At 48.9% G+C, this 17945-nt stretch carries 15 protein-coding genes and 1 riboswitch; of the genes, 8 read left to right on the forward strand and 7 right to left on the reverse strand.

Translation table 11 applies throughout. From position 1 onward, the window contains the following. The first annotated feature begins 4 nt into the window (after nt 1–4). Nucleotides 5–1027, forward strand: a complete 1023-nt coding sequence (locus PQG83_RS11495) for a class I SAM-dependent methyltransferase (protein WP_312741057.1) — start codon at nt 5–7, stop codon at nt 1025–1027. Nucleotides 1028–1113: 86 nt separating this feature from the next. Here PQG83_RS11495 and PQG83_RS11500 read toward each other — a convergent pair whose 3' ends face one another. Together PQG83_RS11500 and PQG83_RS11505 are read right to left on the reverse strand one after the other, a co-directional pair. Then, nucleotides 1114–1731: a class I SAM-dependent methyltransferase gene (locus PQG83_RS11500; RefSeq protein ID WP_312741060.1), complete on the reverse strand. Its 618-nt coding sequence runs from the start codon at nt 1729–1731 to the stop codon at nt 1114–1116. A gap of 400 nt (nt 1732–2131) precedes the next feature. Continuing rightward, entirely contained in the window at nt 2132–3070 is a 939-nt protein-coding gene (locus PQG83_RS11505) for a phytanoyl-CoA dioxygenase family protein (protein WP_312741063.1), read from the reverse strand. A 330-nt stretch (nt 3071–3400) separates the two neighbouring features. Here PQG83_RS11505 and PQG83_RS11510 point away from each other — a divergent pair, with 330 nt between their 5' ends. Both PQG83_RS11510 and PQG83_RS11515 read left to right on the forward strand, forming a co-directional pair. Continuing rightward, on the forward strand, nt 3401–4144 hold the full coding sequence (locus PQG83_RS11510) for a 2,3-bisphosphoglycerate-dependent phosphoglycerate mutase (RefSeq protein WP_312741066.1): 744 nt from the start codon (nt 3401–3403) through the stop codon (nt 4142–4144). A 16-nt stretch (nt 4145–4160) separates the two neighbouring features. Then, a complete protein-coding gene (locus PQG83_RS11515; RefSeq protein WP_312741069.1) occupies nt 4161–4874 on the forward strand; it encodes a 2OG-Fe(II) oxygenase in 714 nt (237 codons plus the stop codon). A 38-nt stretch (nt 4875–4912) separates the two neighbouring features. Here the strand turns inward: PQG83_RS11515 and PQG83_RS11520 are convergent, their stop codons facing one another. Continuing rightward, the gene (locus PQG83_RS11520) at nt 4913–5641 is read right to left on the reverse strand and encodes a hypothetical protein (RefSeq protein WP_312741072.1); all 729 of its coding nucleotides are present in this window, start codon (nt 5639–5641) and stop codon (nt 4913–4915) included. A 362-nt stretch (nt 5642–6003) separates the two neighbouring features. Between PQG83_RS11520 and PQG83_RS11525 the strand changes: the two genes are divergently transcribed. Together PQG83_RS11525 and PQG83_RS11530 are read left to right on the forward strand one after the other, a co-directional pair. Then, nucleotides 6004–7008: a glycosyltransferase family 2 protein gene (locus PQG83_RS11525; protein ID WP_312741075.1), complete on the forward strand. Its 1005-nt coding sequence runs from the start codon at nt 6004–6006 to the stop codon at nt 7006–7008. A 48-nt stretch (nt 7009–7056) separates the two neighbouring features. Beyond that, nucleotides 7057–8319 carry a glycosyltransferase gene (locus PQG83_RS11530; RefSeq protein WP_312749129.1) on the forward strand — a complete coding sequence of 421 codons (1263 nt, stop codon included), beginning with the start codon at nt 7057–7059 and terminating at the stop codon, nt 8317–8319. A gap of 409 nt (nt 8320–8728) precedes the next feature. On the opposite strand, the gene PQG83_RS11535 is transcribed toward PQG83_RS11530, so the two are convergent. The 4 genes from PQG83_RS11535 to nadA all read right to left on the reverse strand — a co-directional run bounded on the left by PQG83_RS11535 (nt 8729) and on the right by nadA (nt 13977). Continuing rightward, a complete protein-coding gene (locus tag PQG83_RS11535; RefSeq protein ID WP_312741077.1) occupies nt 8729–9235 on the reverse strand; it encodes a DUF2141 domain-containing protein in 507 nt (168 codons plus the stop codon). A gap of 86 nt (nt 9236–9321) precedes the next feature. Next, on the reverse strand, nt 9322–9843 hold the full coding sequence (lspA, locus tag PQG83_RS11540; protein ID WP_312741079.1) for a signal peptidase II: 522 nt from the start codon (nt 9841–9843) through the stop codon (nt 9322–9324). Continuing rightward, nucleotides 9840–12698, reverse strand: coding sequence for an isoleucine--tRNA ligase (ileS, locus tag PQG83_RS11545; protein ID WP_312741081.1), 2859 nt, complete (start codon nt 12696–12698; stop codon nt 9840–9842). Before ileS ends, lspA begins: the two co-directional genes overlap by 4 nt. A gap of 175 nt (nt 12699–12873) precedes the next feature. Further along, nucleotides 12874–13977, reverse strand: a complete 1104-nt coding sequence (gene nadA, locus PQG83_RS11550; RefSeq protein WP_312741083.1) for a quinolinate synthase NadA — start codon at nt 13975–13977, stop codon at nt 12874–12876. 336 nt (nt 13978–14313) lie between these two features. Next, nucleotides 14314–14416, forward strand: a riboswitch (TPP riboswitch). 104 nt (nt 14417–14520) lie between these two features. On the opposite strand from nadA, the gene thiC reads away from it, so the two are divergent. From thiC to PQG83_RS11565, 3 genes are all read left to right on the forward strand, one after another. After that, the gene (gene thiC, locus PQG83_RS11555) at nt 14521–16455 is read left to right on the forward strand and encodes a phosphomethylpyrimidine synthase ThiC (RefSeq protein ID WP_312741085.1); all 1935 of its coding nucleotides are present in this window, start codon (nt 14521–14523) and stop codon (nt 16453–16455) included. 119 nt (nt 16456–16574) lie between these two features. After that, nucleotides 16575–17375, forward strand: coding sequence for a sulfide-dependent adenosine diphosphate thiazole synthase (locus PQG83_RS11560; protein WP_312741088.1), 801 nt, complete (start codon nt 16575–16577; stop codon nt 17373–17375). A 52-nt stretch (nt 17376–17427) separates the two neighbouring features. Further along, nucleotides 17428–17943 (forward strand): tetratricopeptide repeat protein, encoded by a 516-nt coding sequence (locus PQG83_RS11565; RefSeq protein ID WP_312643834.1) that lies wholly within the window; start codon nt 17428–17430, stop codon nt 17941–17943. Nucleotides 17944–17945 lie beyond the last annotated feature (2 nt).

The following is a 17945-nucleotide window of genomic DNA, read 5'->3' on the forward strand; positions in this document are numbered from 1 at the left end:
TGTCTTGAGTAATTTCCTAGACCAATCCTTTCAGGCAATGGATCAAGATCGCGTCGTAAAGGGAAACTGTGACCTCTGCCGTTCGACAGAAGCCTGTGTTGTTGCAGAACCATCGGATCTGAATTGCCGAATTGTCATATGCATCCATTGTCAATTGATGTACGCGTTTCCACAAATTGAACAGGAGGATCTGGATAGGTTCTATGAGAGAAGCTTTGCCAACGACCCCGGTAGCCGCAGTAGGCCTGGGGAAGGAATCGAAGATGAAGATGACATTCAAAAACAGGATGCCGTCGCAGAGTGGGGATTGGACATTATCAACCGTTTCATTCAGGTTAAAGACAAACGGATTCTAGATCTGAGATGCCAAACCGGTGCACTCTCGGCAAGGCTCCGGGCCGGGGGAGCGAAAGTATTCTGCGTAGAGCCGTTCGAAAAAAATAGATTACACGCTAGCAAGCGACGCGGATTATCCGAAATCTTTCCTTTGCCATTTTCCCGGTTCTCCCAGTTACCAATTCCCTTTCAGGGACCCTTCGATGCAGTTAATGTCCTGACCCATCATGTTCTGGCCCACGTCCTGTCCCCCCGCATACTCTTGGAAAAAATTTTCAGGATACTCACGCCAGGTGGATATCTTTTTCTTGACGAAAAGGATGTGCTGAAGCCGGCCCGATACAAAACAGGATCGGTGTTTCAGTCTGGTCCCGTCCATCAATATCATCTCACCGCACAGACCACAGCCCAATATCTCAAAGCAGCCGGTTTTGTATTGATTGAATGCACGATTGACAAGGGCCGGACAAGCGATTTCCATCACATCCGGGCCGTAGCACAAAAGCCTGACCCTCAGAACCTTTCCGGGGTACCACCTCAAACAATTCGGTATGATTCATCCCTAGAAGGAATCAGAAGGCGATTATGGTGGCTCAAGCAGACATGGACACTTCGACAGATCTCTTTCTTAGGAAAACGCAAAACCCATAAACTTCTACGCCGAATCCGTCGACGAATTGCATCCACCTAACACGCATAGTCTTGCGAACAGGCAGACTCAATCAGGAAAGCCAGAATCTTTCAGCAAGAAAGTCGATCGGCTTCTAGATCGTGAAATTATGATATTGGACTGGCAATGACCATTGCAGGCCATAAGCGAATTTTGTGGGGAATGTCAGAATAGACCAGATGGGGCTCGAGGCCATCCTGGGGCAATTCCTCAACTCTTCCACGAAAATATTGGTGACTGGTATGATAAAAGTACCGAATGCCTTTCTCATTGAAATCAGAAAAAGGTTCGATCATGATGACATATTTCCTGGCAACCCTGGCTAATTCCTGAAGAGCCTGATGGCGAATTTCCTCCATGGCTTCTAAGGCCAGCACGGTATAGACCACATCAAAACTGTTATCCGCAAACGGCAAATTCTTGGCACTTCCCTGATAAAAATTGACGCGCCTATTTGCATTCACGTCTATAATTTTATCGGGGGCAAAATCGACGATATCCTGAGAAAGACAAGACATCTTCCCGATCTTTTTTGCTGCCAAGGCTCCCTGCCTGGTCAATTCCAAACCGGAGAATTGTATTGTAGGAAAATACCCGGATAGAACAAACAGATTAATGCCATAGCCACTTCCAACCTCAAGAACGCTTTCGGGTTGCACGGCCTCAAAAGCCCGTTTCAACAAGAGAAGGTGTACACGTTTTGTCCCGATTCCTCTGGCTAACATTCTATCCTCTCCCCACAAACACGGAGTAGCCTTGCCTTTCGTGCTTAGGTGCGCGCCAGTCTCGGTAGAACCCCAGAAGTTCTCGTATGTGTTTTTCACTTTATACTGCCGCCCCCCAAAAGAGGTGTTCAACCGCTTGAAAATTTTGTGTTGCCAAAATTCAAGAAATTTTTTCCGCCAAGATCGAAACACTCTACGCTTCCAACGCATATCGCTACTGCGAAAACGTCGATGAACGAATGGTTCAAACGCGGAGTAAATTTCCTCACGGGACACACGAAAATTCAATGGTAAAGATTGAGCCATAAGCCGTCGCCTTTTCGTTATTGTAAAATGAGATCTATCATCCTTACGGTATTGCTATTGCACAAAAGTCATATCCATGAGAAAGCCGATTTGATTAATGGATCCCTAAGGCCAGCCTCTGAACAAGGTCCGGCTTAAATCCAAGAAGGTCGGGAGGCACATTAAAGGGAGCTGTGGGTCGGAACGCGGAATACCAGTTGAGAAATTGGATGATTAGGACCACGCGATCTCGTCGGTTATACCGGCTTCCATAGTGAAGACAGCGGGACGTGTCCAGGAACGCCCCTGAGCCTGGCGGTCCGGTTAACTTCACCTCATGGTTTCTTCCTCCTCCCTCATAAATTCGTTCGTCCGGCACACGACCAAGCACACGCCCGATCGCTCTCTGCACCTGATGGGATATATCCGCGGGAAGAAACGTCAGCGGCCCCTGATCCTCTTTCGTCTCAAAGATATTAATAAATACTTTGACTTGCCTGAGATCTTCATAATCGAAGTGAAAGAGCTGGCTGGATTGAGCCGTTTCATTTTCAGGCGACCAACAGAGCCGGGCTCCGGTCAACTTCGGGACCGTTCCCAGATACGCGGCTGCGGCATCAAGAATTGGGCGGGATACCATAAGCCTGAGCAATTCTGGATGGCGGCAGAATTCGGCACCCTCAAGAATGGGAAACAGAAATTTCTTGTGAGGATGTTTTTGAAAATATTCCGGGGGGAAAGCCTCTCGTGATTGCCGATACACTGCTTCACAAAGCCTGACAATGCCATCGGTTCCTTCAATATCGTCAGGCCCAAAAAGCCGATATCCGGCACTCTCTTGAATGGTCATCCGGGACTTAGTGATCGCAACAATTTCTCTGGCCAATCGCTTTCGCAGACGATATTGAGTGGGGCTACCGGTGATTTTCAGGGCGCGATAAAATGGCCGAACCACCCAAGGGGGTATTCTCAGATGTTTATGCAATACCTTATAAAGCCGATTCTGACGAATCGGCTGCTTGACCATTTCCGAATTTTCAGAAGATAAAGCCATAGTACGATCCCATGCGGAAAATTGAAGAATTTGGCTGTATAGCTTAGGCTTCTTTCATGTTCCATGTATGCCAGGGCACGATCCCTGCCCATCGGCATCTAGGGAAAGCGACTCATAATTCCTGAAAATACGCTTTCTGTCAATCATTCACATTGAGCTCCCGTGAAACAGAATGCCCCATTTTGAAAATCCTTATTCATTCTCGAGAAAGCCTATGGTATCCTTCGGATTGGATCCGAAGATTGTATATTCAATGCCTTTCGCTTCTAATCCTGCGAAGCCATTACCGGTCAATCGAAACATCAAGGAACAAACTTTCCTGCAAACGAAATGGGAACTCTCGTTCTTTTACGCCATGGAGAAAGCCTATGGAACCGCGAAAAACGGTTTACCGGCTGGACCGATATCGGGTTAAGCCAAAAAGGTGTCAATGAAGCTCAGCGGGCAGCCAAAATTCTTAAGGGGAAAAGAATGATGTTTGACCTGTGTTTCTCATCGGTTTTAAGCCGAGCGCATGAAACGGCAACCATTGTACTGAAGAACATGGATTTAACCTCTGTCCCGGTGCGGAAAAGTTGGCGACTAAATGAACGTCATTACGGCGCTCTCCAAGGAATGACCTGGTGGGAAGCATCAACACAGTTTGGTGCGAAACAAGTACTGATATGGCAGCGACACTTTTCTGCGGTTCCACCTTCGCTCTCTCCTCAGGATCCTCGATTTCCCGGACTAGATCCCTTATATGCAGATTTGAATCCTCGGGACCTTCCCTTGACAGAAAGTCTCCAGTACACCCAACGCCGGCTCATTCCTTGCTGGGAGGAAGACATTGCTCCTCTCGTCAAAGAGGGAAAAAGGATTCTGCTGGTGGCGCACAACAATAGTATCCGAAGTTTGCTACAATTCCTTCTTCATCTCGATGAAGCCAGTATTAAACAAATCACGATTAGAACCGGAGAACCCTTGGTCTGTAAATTTGATGCCAAAGGCAATCTTATCAGTTATTCCTATATGCGGTGGAAGCCAAAGTTGAAGGATTGCACACAAAGGCTGTTGAAATACTGCCTCCCCTAAGTTCATTTTTGATTTTATGACGATTCTAAACTTTTCAGCCCTCGAAGCTATTTCGGCCCAATCCTTTCAGGAAGCCAAGCCTTACCCGTGGATGAATCCCGCGGATCTCTTGACGGATGTAGGTTATCAAGGCCTGGTTGAGACCCTTCCGGATGTCTCCATGTTTCAAAAGCGTTTTGGGGTTAAACGGGCTCATGGGCAACAAAGCCATGATCGCTACACGTTAGATTATCGCCAGGGCCTACCCCTGTCTCCTCATTGGGATCAATTTCTAATCGAGCTTCAGGGAAAACCCTATTCGAATTTTTTAAAACGATTATTTGGGGTCAAGTCCCTTGAATTGAATTTCCATTGGCACTATACCCCCAATGGATGCTCTGTTTCTCCACATTGTGATGCCAAACATAAACTTGGTTCTCACATTTTCTACTTTAATACGAAAGAGGATTGGGACCCCGCCTGGGGGGGGGAAACCGTTATCCTCGACGATCAAGGGAAATTTAGCCGAAAAAGCGCTCCCAGTTTTGAAGATTTTCCACAATCGTTGGCTTCAACCGCCATTGGGAATTTCAGTCTGTTATTTCAACGATTGGATAAATCCTGGCATGGGGTCCGCCCCGTTCAATGCCCGGAAGGGCACATGCGAAAGGTGTTCATCGTCGTCATCAATCGGCTCTCCCTGGTGGACCGAATCGGCCGGGTCTTTGGAAAAAGCCCTAAGGGGTACTAATTTTCTCAATACGTTCCAGCGCTCATTGCCCATAGTCCTTACAGTCTCCGATACCCTTCGAAATAGTCGGGCTTTATGGCTTTCCAATCTCTTTCAAAAAATGCCCGTTTCGTCCACTGGGCGAGAAAACACAATTCGATAAATCCATAATAGGCTTGAATATCCGGCGCGCCCTTCGTTGCCAACAATCGGAGAAACTCACTCTTGAAGGGATTCAGCCACCGCACCAAGGCTTTGGCAGCACCCATGCCTATGAGATGCTCGCAGACGAGGCCTTCCACATCGACGGCACAAAGCAAATGAGTCTTGGGATGGAGGACAAAATTTTTCTTGACAGGATCGGTATAGTCAAACCCGATCCAACAATGTGTGGGCTGCAGGACATCCACGGATTTTCTGATCTCCCCCAACAATCCATTCGAAAGGATTCCAATCTGATTGAGAAAATGCAGATCCCGATCCAGGCGATCGGGGAACAGGGTCTTATTCGTTTCCACCAACCGTGGAGATTCAGAGTATACACGACTATAAAACATGGCCACTTTTTCAACGAGTGAGTCATCAACCTCTTTGATGAGAGACCCTTGAACAAACTCCACCCAGATTTCCCGTTCATAACGAATCACCATATTCGGGAAGATCCCGTCCCCACGGAAGCACTCGAGATTACGCTCAATTTCAACAGCCACCGAAGAATCACAAAAAACCAATCGCTTAAATTGCTGCCCATTGATGGTCACAAAATGAAGGCTTTTGTCCTTTTGCAACCGGACTCCAAAAAGCCGAGATAAAAAGTATCGGGCTCGCTTCAAGAAAAAGGGCGATCGTTGTTTGACCTTTAGTTGAAAAGACATTGTGATGAAGAGTGTTTGGGTTAAACTGGTGGTGTCAAAACACCAAAAATTTGGAAAACAGGAGATACATCGGATATGATTGAAACCCCTTAGAGAAGAATGCGTTACTGCCACCTGCCTGAGAAGCTCCGATTACCGTAACGGCACGTGAACTTTCAGGAGATGTGTTATGAACTTTTTTTAAAAAAGAGTCAACATCTTATCGGATTTTAGCTCCAATAGCGCATGAATTGAGAACTCCTCCGGTATAACCAAAACATTCTGGTCAGACGACGATGCTTGCCAACCCAAAAGTTACCGTATTTATCCCGGCTTATAACCGCGAAAAATATATTGGAGACGCCATTGAAAGTATTTTGGCACAAACGTTTACCAATTTTGAAATACTCCTCATAGATGATGGTTCAAAAGACCGTACAATTGAAATCATGCGTTCCTATCAGGATCCTCGTGTGCGCATCATCAGGAATGAACATAATCTCGGGATTCCCAAGACCCGCAACAAAGGCATTGAACAGGCCCGGGGTGAATATATCGCCATGTTAGATAGCGACGATCGGGCATATCCCATACGACTGGAGAAGCAGGTCAACTTTCTGGATGCTCATCATGATTATGCCCAAGTAGGAAGCTGGTGCCGCATGATGGACGAACAAGGTCGGCCATTAAAGCGGATCAAGCGTCAGCCCATTTTACCTGAGGACGTCGACATTCAACTTTTGTTTCGATGTTCCCTGAGTAACCGATCAATAATGGCTCGGACTGAAATTTTGCGGGAATATGGGTATCGAAATGACTACCCACGCTGTCAGGATTATGACCTCCACGTGAGACTGGCCCAAAAATATAAACTCGCCAACCTCCCTGAGTGCCTGGTCTACGGCCGTATACACGCCGATCAAATTACCAGTCAAACAGAAGAGCTGGGGGATGAAAAAAAGCGGGCAATCATCCGCCATCAACTCAACGTCTTGGGGGTACCCTTCACCGAAGAGGATCTTGGTCCGCATTTGACGTTGTCCCGCATGCGAAAATCCCAATTCACGCCGGATCGTGATTACCTTCAATGGGCGGAAAATTGGTTACTGAAACTTCAAGAAGCCAATTTGCAGACACACCGGTATTCGCAGCGCGCAATGGCACAAGCGGTCCGCGAAAAATGGATACGGACATGTTGGGCGGCCTGGAAGGGCATGGGGTGGAAAGCCCTGAAATATTATGTTCACTCCCCCTTGCGCAAAAGCCTCGGCAATACGATACGAGAACACGTTCTCACTTAATCAGCCCGGTATCTATTCATTAAGTCTCAAACGACCTTTAATTATATGATGACGACGAATTCCTCGGATTTCGCGCCACTTCCGAGTCAATCGATAAAGATAGAAGGTGAACCACCATACCGTAAACATCTTGCGATATTTTTACCATCTCTAGCCGGGGGCGGCGTCGCAAGGGCTATGGTCTATCTTTCAGAGGCCTTTGCCGATCGCAACCACAGAGTGGACCTGATCTTATGTCAGGTCTCAGGGCCTTACCTGGACAGCATTTCTCCGAAGGTTACGGTCATCGGGCTTAAGAGGAGAACAAAATGGCGGGGATGCTTCCATGCCGTGTCAGCTGATTTTGGGGCTTTATGGTCAATGCTTCTCCCGGTCCTTCTCTCGTCTCATCCTCCAAAAACTATCGGGTATCTCCCGGATTTGGTTGAATATTTACGACGTGAGAAACCAGATACGATGCTCACGGCGAAAACTCCTGCGAACCTCATAGCCTTGTTAGCCGCACGCCTTGCAGGTGGCAAAACGCGCATTGTGATCAACGAACAAACCAGTTTGTCTCCCATCATCAAGACATCCAAAAAATGGCGTTGGCGTTTCCTTGCTCCTCTCTTGCAACGCGTGTACCCATGGGCGGATGAAATCGCGACCGTGGCGGATGGCGTCGCGGAAGATGTGTCCTCATTGACGGGAATCCATCGTGATCGTATTACGACGATTTTCAATCCGGTGGCCCTCACCCAGGTACAGGAAAAAGCCCGCATCTCGGTTGACCATCCGTGGTTTCCGGCAGACACTCTGCCGGTTATCTTAGGTGTAGGGAGACATGTGCCACAAAAGGACTTCGCGTGTCTTATAAAGGCCTTTGGGCGAGTTCGTTCTGTGCGTCCAGCCCGGCTGGTGATCCTCGGGGAGGGAAGGATGCGGAATGAGCTTGAAGAGCTAGCTGAAACCCTGGCCCTCACCAAAGATATTTCCATGCCCGGATTTGTCGACAATCCCTTCGCCTTTATGGCCAGAGCTTCGGTATTTGTGCTCTCGTCAGCATGGGAAGGTTGTCCGAATGTGCTGATCGAAGCGTTAGCATGTGGATGTCCGATTGTCAGCACAGACTGCCCGAGCGGTCCTACCGAGATTCTCCAAAAGGGGGCTTTTGGACCATTGGTACCGGTAGGCGATGACAAAGCGCTGGCCGAAGCTATTCTTCAGGTCCTTGACCATCCACTTGGCCAGGAGCAGTTGCGTGCCCGCGCAACGGAGTTCGAGGTGGGCAGGATCGCGGAAAAGTATCTCCGGCTTATGTCGGCGACCTAATATCCCTTCAAAGGACTCCGTTACGAGTGGCAAGATAGCAACAATAGGACCTGTGCGGAACGGTTTTCGATAAAGACAATCGTCGTGACGGTCTTTTATCCCCCCTTAATAAATGGGGAATGATGAGGAGCAAGGCTTATCGTCATGGGGGGCCCCGCTCCTCATAGCCAATCAATATGGGTGCCTGAGACCTACCTCACGACGCTTCTATGCGGTGAGAGAGCTTTATCATGGCCAGGAAGTTTATCCCCTTGAAGCTTCCAGCAAATATGCAAAATTACCAACTGGCAGATAATCAATTGACGTCCAAGTCCTGTGACCACATCTCCAGTTCGCCTGTCTATCCCTATAGCAACACTCCATGTGGCTGTAGGCGTTTATATGCCCAGGCATCGGTGATGATATGGCACTAATATTTCATATCAACATCTACATGGGTCACTTCCCCATTCACCTCGAAAGAGGATTCCTCAAAGCTCGGAGCGGCTAAAAATAAGGAGGGGTTTTTGGACACACCAAACCCTTCGGTAGGCAAACCGATCCAATTACGGTCGAATTTATGATTGTCGTTTTCATCATGGTACACGACCACAGCATATTTTCCTTCCACCGGTGCGGCCAAACATAGGGTCATAGAATCTTTTTGGGCAGGTTCCCGTTCCTTATCAGCCTTGGCTCCCTTGACTAAAAAACTCTCTGGATCAGGTCCATACAGGACTGCCTTAAGTGTTCCTGCAGCGCTTTTGATTCCATGCACATGAATGTGAATAGGCTTCCCTTCGGAGGGGCAGGTATTTACCGGTAGCTGAAAATCTGCACCAAAACTTACTGAAACACTGAGCAACAACACTAGACACAAAATAGACAGGACAACCCCATTTGGTCGCGAATAGGCTGTGCTCGAAAACATTTTCATCCTTCATACTCACTCATGCACATCATATGATGAGAGCAAAATAAGCGGATACACACGTGGTTCGCAACTGAAGATAATCCGGAAGATTAGAGAGGAGGATTTTCTTGAGCGGTCAAGTTGGGTTTTCGTTTTTCAAAGGCAAACAGGAGGAGAAGGGAGCACACCCCCACGCTAATCGCCGAATCGGCCACATTGAAAGCGGGCCAATGGTAGCCATTGATATAGAAATCTAAAAAATCGATGACTTCTCCATATTGCAGGCGATCAATAAAATTTCCAATCGCACCCCCAAAAATAGACGCAATGGTCAATTGTCCCCACCAATCGTGGGGTTCCAGCCGTAAGAAGATGGTGATTAATAATCCCATGGCAAATAGGGAAGTCAGGAAAAAGAAAATGAGCCTAAACCCGCTACTGGTCGTGCCCATGATCCCAAATGCGGCGCCAGGGTTTCTGATGTAGGTCAAAGAAAAATATCCCGGAATAATAGGGATGGATTCGTGAAGATACATCGAAGTGGCAATATAATACTTGGTGACCTGATCAAGGCTTACGATGGACGCGACGACGAGGCCCAACAACACAAACCGATGAAGGCCGCCGCTCACCCCAACGCCTCCACGCATCGCCCGCAGAGAGTTGGATGTTGGGTCTGTGACCCCACATCCTGGCGAATATTCCAACATCGATCACATTTGGTGCCTTCGGCTTTGACGACCTCAATTGCCAACCCGAGACTCGCCTCTACCAATTCGGCTTCAGGCAGGGTCGCAACTGCTTCCACCTTTACGCACGAGACAATAAATAGTGCCGGCAAATCAGTGAGATACCGTTTGAGCGACGTATAATTGGGTTCAGTCGCATGCAAGATTACAGTGGCATCCAGAGAAGAACCAATCACCTTGTCCCGTCTCGATTTTTCTAGAGCGAATTGCACCTTACTTCGGACTTGGAACAAGTAGGTCCACGTCGCATGGAGCTGGTTATCTTGAAAGACTGTGGGGGATTCCGGAAAATCGGCCAAATGTACACTAACCGGGCTCGATCCTTCTTTCGGGGACTTTGGAAAAACCTGCCAGATTTCTTCAGCCGTAAAGCTCAGGATAGGCGCCATGAGCTTGGCTAAGGCTGATACAATCTCATACAAGACCGTTTGAGAACCACGACGAAGGGGCGAGTCCGCTGGAAAGGTATACAATCGGTCTTTCAAAATATCCAAGTAGGTGGCACTCATATCCGTGGAACAAAAATAATCAATCTCATGCACGACTTGGCGAAACTGAAATTGTCCATATCCTTTTTTCACGTTGTCGATCAGTTGCCCGAGCCGCCAGAGTGCCCATTGATCCAGTTCCGGCAAATCGGCATGTGGGACCGAATGAACCACCGGCTCAAAATCATACAGGTTACTCAAGAGAAACCGACAGGTATTGCGCACCTTACGATACGCATCCGTCAATTGCTTTAAAATTTCTTTTGAGATACGCAAGTCTTCCTGATAATCCTGCGAGGCCACCCATAGTCGCAGAATTTCCGCACCAGACTCTTTGATGATTTCTTGTGGAGTCACGACATTGCCTGCCGATTTCGACATTTTCTTGCCTTCCCCATCCAAAACAAACCCATGCGTAAGCACAGCTCGATAGGGCGCTTGTTCATCCGTCGTCACGGACGTCAAGAGCGAACTGTGGAACCACCCCCGATGTTGATCGGACCCTTCAAGATAGAGGTCCGCGGGATACCAGCCTTCGCCCTGAGGCCTCAACACGGCCGCATGACTCACGCCCGATTCAAACCAGACATCTAAAATATCATGTTCTTTTTTCAACGACCCATGGCCGCATTGCACACATGTCGTTCCCTGCGGAAGTAATTCCTCGGCGGATCGACTAAACCAAATGTCGGCTCCACTCTCCTGCATTTGAACACTGATATGCTCAATCATCTTATGATCAGCAAGCGGGGTCGAACAACTTTCGCACGAAAACGCGGGAATGGGGGTCCCCCACATGCGTTGCCGGGATAAGCACCAATCCGGACGGTTCACAATCATGCCGTAAATACGATCTCGCCCCCGTTCAGGAATCCATTGAACTTTATCAATTTCTTTCAAGGCTTTCCGACGAAGATCGGCTACCTCCATGGATACAAACCATTGGTGGGTAGCCCGAAAGATGACCGGTTGTTTACAGCGCCAACAATGCGGATAAGAATGCTCGAGTTTTTTTTCGCCAACCAACAATCCTTTGGCTTTTAAAACTTCTACAATCCGAGGATTCGCCTCCAAAACGGGTTGACCGGCAAACTCAGAGGATTCCTCCGTAAACCGTCCAGCATCATTGACCGGCACCAATATCTCTAAAGGCTTCCGATCTGGAAGGATTTCGACATAAGGGGATTTGTTATATTTCAGAACTAAAAGATAATCATCCATCCCATGTCCGGGAGCAATGTGGACACACCCCGTCCCTTGCTCCAATGTGACAAAATTTCCATTGAGGATGGGAACCTCTTTCTTGGCAAATGGAGGATGACACGTCCACCCCTCAAAATCTTTTCCTTTCTTTTTGCCTAATACCTCAAACTTCTCAATGTGACAGGCTTTGGCAAATGCGTCTTCCAATCCAAGAGCCACGATAAACGCCTCTTCACCAGCTTGAAGAACCGCATAGTCAAAATCCGGATGCAGGCAAATGGCTTGATTCGCGGGAAGGGTCCACGGAGTCGTCGTCCAGATAACAGCCGAAACGGCTTTCAACGTTTTGACTGTTGGCAGATCCAATCGTTGGGCGGAACCCATTTCAGTTGGCGAGACGGTAAAGGGAAATTTCACATACACCGACGGTGAGAGATGATCCTCGTATTCCACTTCGGCTTCAGCCAGCGCGGTTTGATCCACGGGACACCACAAGACGGGCTTCAGCCCTTTATATACTCGACCTTTTTCAACAAACTTTCCGAACTCCCGGACAATCGCTGCCTCATAGGCAGGATCCATGGTCAGATACGGATGGTCCCAATCCCCGAATACTCCCAACCGGCGAAATTCGTCTCGTTGGATCTCAACAAATTTTTCCGCATATTCCCGGCAGAGTTTCCGGAGTTCCACGGCACTCAGATCTTTTTTCTTGGGACCAAGTTGCTTGGTCACCTGATGCTCAATCGGCAACCCGTGACAATCCCACCCAGGGATATAGGGAGCCTGAAAACCCGCCATGGTTTTCGATTTAATAATGATGTCTTTGAGGATTTTATTCAGGCCATGCCCGATATGAATATGCCCATTGGCATAGGGAGGGCCATCATGAAGAATATAGCGGGGGCTGCCATTTCTGGCCTTCTGAATACGGTCGTACACCCGCTCCTTCTCCCACCAAGCTAATCGCTCCGGTTCCTTTTGTGGCAGGTTGGCCTTCATCGGAAACTCAGTCCGGGGAAGGTTCAATGTCGCTTTGTAGTCCATGGGGAAATTCTCAAGAATAGTGGGATAAATTCGAGGCCATTCTAGCCATGCCCCTCAAACCCGTCAAACAATGCCCTTCAGGCATCTCGCCACGACGCAGCCATAAGCGAGGCCCATATTATTGAGTTGAAAGCGCCACAAGTTAAGGGAAGAAGAAACCACAAAAGGAAGGCAATCAGCTCAGATCCATCATGCGGTCCAAAGCCAGCTTGGCAAAGACTTTCTCCTCGTCGGGAACTTGTATGTGATTAACCACATGGCCCTGGACGAGATTTTCCATGGCCCAACATAAATGAGGTCCATCAATTCTGTACATGGTCGAACACCGACATACCATTGGGGACAGGAAATAGATTTGCTTATCGGTTTGTTCATGTTTCAACCGATTCACCAAATTCAGCTCAGTTCCCACTGCCCAAATTGTTCCCGGATCGGCCTGGGTCACCGTCCGAATAATAAATTCCGTCGATCCCACCAGATCTGCCTGATTGACCACATCCTCATGACATTCAGGGTGCACAATAACCTGAACGGTTGGATACTGCTTCCGGAAATAGGCCACGTGTGCCGGTTGAAACATCTGGTGCACACTACAGTGTCCCTTCCAGAGAATCAGACGAGCCTTCTGTATTGATTCCCGGGTATGTCCGCCGTTGGGTTGGAAAGGATCCCACACAATCATCTCTTCGCGAGGAAACCCCATGGCATTCGCGGTGTTCCGCCCTAAATGCTCATCAGGGAAAAAGAGAATCTTTTCTCTCCGTTCCCAGGCCCAATTCATAATCGCTTTGGCATTGGAGGAGGTACACGTCACACCGCCATGTTCCCCGCAAAAGGCTTTGAGCGCAGCAGCCGAATTCACATACACGATTGGCGTCACGGTGTCTTCCACCGGCAAAAACCGTCCGAGCCGATCCCAGCAATCATCCACCTGTTCCATGGATGCCATATCCGCCATAGAACAGCCTGCAGCCATGTCAGGCAGAATGACGGTTTGATTGGAACGACTCAAAATGTCGGCTGTTTCAGCCATAAAATGCACCCCACAAAACACCACGTAAGGATGCTCAGGGTGCTCCGCCGCATACTTGGCAAGAAGAAGAGAATCGCCTCGGAAATCGGCATGCACAATCACATCGTCCCGCTGGTAATTGTGCCCGAGCAGAAGCACGTCCGTGCCAAGTCTCCGCTTAGCCTCCACAATTCGTTCGAACAATTCCGTCTCTTGGAGAGATTGGTAGTCCGCAATAGGCCGCTCTATGATGGTCGATAAGGTCACGCCAAATTCCTTAGGTTAATGAGTAAATTCTTTTAAATCAGTCCTCGGCTTCGCATTAATCATTTCGATGATGTCTCATTTGCATGGGACACCAGTCTTTCATTGTAGCAAATCATTCCCTCATGAAAAAGCCTGAATGCCTGAGAGCAAAATTTCCCCTGGCAAACTTGACGGATAACCGACTTAAATTTCTGCACACAACAATTTTACCGTCAAACCGTTCGTTGATACTGAAATCACAGTGCTGGCGCTTTCTTCCATGAACATTTTCAGCCGTTTATCCACCATCTCGCATGGCGTGAGGGTTTGACAAGGGAAAAGACCCAGCGGTACGATGACTTTCGCTAGGGGTGCGACACGCTGAGAGTCCCAATAAGGGGGACGACCCTCACGACCTGACCTGGATAATACCAGCGTAGGGAAGCAGGAGCCACGAAAGCCCGCACAAGCAGCCGCACTCTTTAGCTAAAAAAGGGGCGGCTTTTTGTATTTTGGAATAAGCTTCCTGGACCAATTCCCTAAACCCAGAAAGAGAGGGTTTGCATGACACCAGCCCAAACCACCACATCTAGTCCTTCGACACCATCATTACACGTCATTTCGGAGGAGTCCCGCATTCCTCTTTCTTCCCTATCGATTCAACCGTTTCCCGGCTCACAAAAAATATATCGAACCGGCTCGAGACCGGATGTACAGGTCCCTATGCGGGAAATTCATCAAACAAGCAGTCGGAGCGTGCACGATGACACCGAAGTTCAGAACCCGCCTGTCATTGTCTATGATACCTCAGGACCCTACACCGATCCCGGGATTCAGATTGATGTGCGCAAGGGCCTCCATCCCGTTAGAAAGGATTGGATCGCCGAACGTGAGGACGTCGAACCCTTGAAAGAGGTCAGCTCACGGTATGGACGAATTCGTGCAAACGATCCCGCTTTGCAGGCCATCCGGTTCCATTTGCAACGCCCGCCCCTGCGGGCGAAATCAGGCCGGAACGTCACGCAATTGCATTATGCCCGGAAGGGAATCGTCACACCGGAAATGGAATTTATTGCCATCCGGGAGAACCAGGCGCGTGAGGAGCGCCTATCCTCCCAACACGGGACGGGGCAGGCCTTCGGGGTGGCACAACATCCTGGTCAGAATTGGGGCGCGTCCACTCCCTCCTACATCACACCGGAGTTTGTTCGTGATGAAGTAGCTCGAGGACGGGCCATTATTCCTGCCAATATCAATCATCCAGAAATTGAGCCTATGATTATCGGGCGCAATTTTTTGGTAAAAATCAACGCCAACATCGGAAATTCTGCCGTGACGTCCTCTATTGAAGAAGAGGTTGAAAAATTGATCTGGTCCATCCGATGGGGAGGAGACACCGTCATGGACCTCTCCACAGGGAAAAATATCCACGAAACCCGTGAATGGATTATCCGTAACTCTCCCGTGCCCATAGGGACCGTACCCATATATCAGGCCTTAGAAAAAGTGGGTGGGAAGCCAGAGGAACTGACCTGGGAAATCTTTCGAGATACTCTCGTGGAACAGGCCGAGCAAGGCGTGGATTACTTCACCATTCATGCCGGTGTTCGCCTGGCCTATGTTCCATTGACGGCCTCTCGCATGACCGGCATCGTCTCACGCGGCGGATCCATCCATGCTAAGTGGTGCCTGGCTCACCACCAGGAAAACTTCACCTATACGCATTTTGAAGAAATTTGCGAGATCATGAAAAGTTATGATGTGTCATTTAGCTTAGGAGACGGATTGCGACCGGGTTCACTGGCAGACGCCAACGATGCGGCTCAATTTGCCGAACTGGAAACGCTGGGAGAACTCACGAAAATCGCCTGGAAACATGACGTCCAAGTCATGATTGAGGGCCCGGGACACGTCCCCATGCAACTCATCAAAGAAAATATGGACAAGCAATTGGCTGCCTGTGACGAAGCCCCATTCTATACTCTGGGCCCCCTTACCACTGATATTGCCCCAGGCTACGACCACATCACATCCGCGATCGGCGCAGCCATGATCGGCTGGTACGGATGCGCGATGCTGTGTTACGTCACCCCCAAAGAACATCTAGGGCTTCCTGACAAAGAGGATGTGAAAGCCGGAGTGATGGCCTACAAAATAGCGGCACATGCCGCAGATTTGGCAAAAGGCCACCCGGGGGCTCAACACCGGGACAATGCCCTTTCCCAGGCACGGTTTGAATTTCGATGGCAGGACCAATTCAATTTATCGCTTGACCCTGAAACGGCGAAGGATTTCCATGATGCCACACTCCCCGCTCAAGGGGCTAAACTGGCCCATTTCTGCTCCATGTGTGGCCCGCATTTTTGTTCTATGAAAATTACCCAGGACGTGCGAGAGTATGCTGCTGAAAAACAATTGGCAGATGATGCCGCTCTGAAACAAGGCATGCAGGAAAAATCAGAAGAGTTCCGAAAAACCGGTGGAGACTTATATCGATAAAGCGGGAAGAGTCAATGACGGAACCTGAAGGGAACCAGAGGAATCTGTACAGAGACAAAGCCCACAACGTCATTGGCCTGTATGTTAAATAAAAACGAAATATTACCTGGGAGCTCCATATGAATCCTATTAACATCGCTCCGTTACGAGAACGTGACATCACCCGTCACATTGCCCGGGAGTATTACAAAGAATTCGATTCACTGATTGAAAGCGATATCATTATTGTCGGAGGAGGTCCATCCGGACTCCTCTGTGCCCGCGATCTCGCCGCGATCGGCTTCCGGACTCTGCTCATCGAACAATCACTGGCTCTTGGTGGCGGCTTTTGGTCTGGGGGATTTCTCATGAATAAGGCCACGATTTGCGAACCGGCGGACCGGATTCTTGAGGAATTGGGCATCCCCTTTAAACCGATTAAAGACTGCCCTGGCATGACCATGGTTGACCCTCCTCATGTGACCAGCCGGCTCATTTCCGCCGCTTACGAAGCCGGCGTAAAGATTATGAATCTCACCAAAGTCGTCGATCTCATTCTTCGGCAAGATCATCGTATCGAAGGTGTCGTTGTCAATAATTCCACTGTGGAAATGGCCGGACATGATACCATTCACGTCGATCCCATTGCCCTTGAAAGTCAAATTGTGGTTGATGCGACCGGTCATGATGCCGTCGTGGTTAATCTCCTCAACCAACGTAATTTATATCAGAAGGTTCCGGGAAACGGAGCCATGTGGGTAGCGCGTTCTGAAGCATTAGTGGTAGAAAATACCCGTGAAATCTACCCAAATTGCTTTGTGACCGGCTTGGCCGTTGCTGCAGTTGATGGCAGTCCACGGATGGGACCGGCATTTGGGTCGATGTTGCTGTCCGGCCGACGTGCAGCTGAATTAGTGCAACACAAGCTCAAAGGCGAGTAACCGCCTCTTTTCCTGAGAAACACAAAAAGGACTGTGCGCAACACAATTTCCTATGGATATTCAAGATTTTCTCGACCAGGGTGAGGGCAACGAAGAGGATAAGGTGGCAGCCTGGAATCTTTTCCAGCAAGCCTATGAGCTCCAAATGAAGGGACAACTGGAAGAAGCGGTGGATCTTTACAAACAATCCATCGACCTCTTTCCGACCGCCGAAGCCCACACATTCCTTGGATGGGCCTATAGTTTCATGGGTCAATTACAGGAAGCCATTGAGGAATGCCAAATGGCGATTCGCCAGGACCCTGAATTCGGAAATCCTTACAACGATATCGGGGCCTACCTTATTGAGCTCAACCAGCTGGAAGAGGCCATTCCCTGGCTTGAAAAAGCGATGAAAGCCAAACGATATGAAAACCCCTCATTTCCTCATATGAATCTCGGCCGGGTGTACGAACGACAAGGGGCATGGGACCAAGCCGTCGATTCCTACAAAAAGTCTCTGGCCCTTAATCCCGAATACAAAACAGCCAAACAAGCGCTCATGCGCATTCTAACTCTTATGAACTAACA

This window comes from Candidatus Nitrospira neomarina (genome assembly GCF_032051675.1).
Classification (GTDB): Bacteria; Nitrospirota; Nitrospiria; order Nitrospirales; family UBA8639; genus Nitrospira_E; species Nitrospira_E neomarina.